General features: G+C 29.5%; 3 protein-coding genes. 1 reads left to right on the top strand and 2 read right to left on the bottom strand.

Annotated elements, in window-relative coordinates:
- On the top strand, positions 1 to 420 hold a 420-nt coding region (locus Q0V09_RS10145), incomplete at its 5' end, for a peptidylprolyl isomerase (protein WP_297489212.1).
- A 51-nt stretch (positions 421 to 471) separates the two neighbouring features.
- On the opposite strand, the gene Q0V09_RS10140 is transcribed toward Q0V09_RS10145, so the two are convergent.
- Complete coding sequence (locus Q0V09_RS10140) at positions 472 to 1,695, bottom strand: U32 family peptidase (protein WP_297406093.1); 1,224 nt, start codon at positions 1,693 to 1,695, stop codon at positions 472 to 474.
- A gap of 15 nt (positions 1,696 to 1,710) precedes the next feature.
- Positions 1,711 to 2,863 (bottom strand): replicative DNA helicase (gene dnaB / locus Q0V09_RS10135; protein ID WP_297489209.1); only part of this gene is annotated, 1,153 nt, incomplete at its 5' end.

Here is a 2,863-nt window from a genome sequence, read left to right as displayed (position 1 = left end):
GGCCCTAACACAGGTGGTTCGCAATATTTCTTTACTTTATATCCTGCTGACTGGTTAAATAATAAACATACTATATTTGGTGAATTTATCAATGACTCTGATTTTAACAATATTAAAAAACTTGAAGTTGGAGATGTTGTTAAAGAGATTAAATTTACAGGTGATGTAGACTTATTCCTTTCTCTTCACAAAGATCAAATTGAAGAATGGAATAAAATTTTAGATAAAAAATATCCAAATTTAAAAAAATATCCAATCAAAAATAAAGAGGAGTTTAGCTCTGAAGTTCAAGGATACTATGATGAATTAAAAGAGATTTATACTAAGCCTCATGAAAAAGTAGAAAAAGAAAAAGAATGGTTTATTCCTAGATTTATTAGAAGTACTGAGAAGAAAATAGAAAAATGGAATAATGACTAAGAAATAAAAAAAGGAGAAATTTTAAAATTTCTCCTTTTTATTTACTATTTATTAATCTTCTTTTCTTCTTCTTATCATATCTAATCTTTGGAATCCACCGTCTAATTTTATTCTAACTGTTGAGTTAGGATTAGCTGATTCAACTTCCTCTTCACCAGATTTTGTTATAAGAGTCATTTTAGGCATTACTATTTCTCTTGGTTTTCCTACAGGTGTAATTATTTCTAATTTCTCTCCTGCAAAAATTTTGTTTCTTATTCCTAATATATACTCATTTTCTCCAATTTTTTCCTCTACTTTAGCAACTAATTGATGAGTTTGACTATATGAATTTCTATCATTGTAATTATTAGCATCTGCTCCTGGTTGTCCATGATAGAACCCTTGCGTATAAGATCTATTAGATGTTGATTTGATCTCATCCATCCACTCTGGGTCATACTCATAATTTCCTGAATAATATTTATTTACAGCATCACTATAAACTTTTACAGCATTTGATACATAATAAATACCCTTCATTCTTCCCTCAATTTTTAAAGAATCTACACCTAAGTCTAAAATCTTATCTAAAATATCTATAGTACAAAGATCCTTTGAGTTAAATATATATGTTCCTCTTTCATCCTCATAAATAGGCATATACTCATTAGGTCTTGTTTCTTCAACTAAATTATATTTCCATCTACAAGATTGAGCACAATCTCCTCTATTAGCATCTCTTCCTGTCATATAATTACTTAATAGACATCTTCCAGAAATAGACATACACATAGCACCATGAACAAATACCTCTAACTCAATATCAGGTACCTTAGCTCTAATTTCTGCTATATTATCAAGAGATATTTCTCTTGCTAACACAACTCTTTTAGCTCCTAAATCTTTCCACATTTTTACTGAACGCCAATTTGTATTACTTGCTTGAGTACTTATACTAATATTTAAATTTGTATTTTCCTTTACAACTTGAAATACTCCTAAGTCAGCAACAATAACACCATCAACATTTATCTCTTCTAAATATCTAACATATTCAGGTAAAATTTCCAATTCATTATTATGTGGTATTATATTTAATGTTACATAAACTCTTTTTCCCATTGAATGTGCATATTCAACAGCTTTTTTTAATTCTTCGTCATTAAAATTATGACTTCCTGCTCTTAGGTTAAACATCTTTCCACCTAAAAATACAGCATCTGCTCCATAATGAAATGCCATTTCTAGCTTTTCCATATTTCCTGCTGGAGCTAATAATTCTACTCTTTTCATTTATTTATCACCCTTTTATTCTACTTTAGTTGTATAATCTGCAAACTTTGTAATTTCATGGAAGAATCTTAAGTTTACAGCTCCAACCGGTCCATTTCTTTGTTTTCCTATTATAACTTCTGTTATTCCTTTTTGTTCACTTTCATCATTGTAGTAGTCATCTCTATATAAAAATACAACCATATCAGCATCTTGTTCTATTGCTCCAGATTCTCTTAAATCTGAAAGCATAGGTCTTCTATCTGCTCTTTGCTCAGGAGCACGAGATAACTGTGATAAAGCTATTATAGGTATATCTAGTTCTCTTGCTATTCCTTTTAAAGATCTTGAAATATCTGATATCTCTTGTTGTCTATTATCTGATTTGTTACTACTACCTTTTATTAACTGTAAATAGTCAATAACAATAATATCTAATTTACCTGCTGCTTTTAGTCTTCTAGCAATAGATCTTATTTCTAAAACATTTACATTGGGAACATCAGCTATATTTATCTCTGCTTTAGCTAGTTTTCCACTTGAAATACCAAGTTTTCCCCAATCGTCCTCTCCTAAAAATCCATTTCTTATTTTTTGAAGACCTATTCCTGCTTCTATTGCTAATAGTCTTTGTAACAATTGAGAACTAGACATCTCCAAACTAAAAATTAAAACAGCTTTATCACTTTTCATAGCAGCATTTAATGCTAAATTAAGTGCAAAGGCTGTTTTTCCCATTGATGGTCTAGCAGCTAGTATAACTAAGTCTGAAGGATGAAATCCACTTGTCATTTCATCAAAATGTTTAAACCCTGTTGATATACCTGTTGTTACACCTTTATTTTGAAGTAATTGCTCTAATCTCTCAAATTCATTTGTTACTACTTCTTTTAAACTAACAATATCTTTTGATTCTTTACTCTCTGCAACTTTAAATATCATTCCTTCTGCTCTATCTAAAATAGTATCAACATCTTCATAACCTTCATAGGTCATCTCTACTATTTTAGTTCCAATATCTCCAAGTTTTCTTAAAGTTGATTTTTCTTTTATTATTCTAGCATAAGTTAAAATATTTGCAGCAGTTGGAACCTCTTCTATTATCTCATAAAAGATTGATTCTCCACCAATATCTTCAAACTTATCTTTTCTTTTTAGTCTATCCATTACAATAATTGGATCTATCGTT

The organism is uncultured Cetobacterium sp. (assembly GCF_947039425.1).
Taxonomy (GTDB): domain Bacteria; phylum Fusobacteriota; class Fusobacteriia; order Fusobacteriales; family Fusobacteriaceae; genus Cetobacterium_A.
Note: the sequence above shows the minus strand (reverse complement) of the source record. Positions and strands in the feature narration are given on the sequence as shown.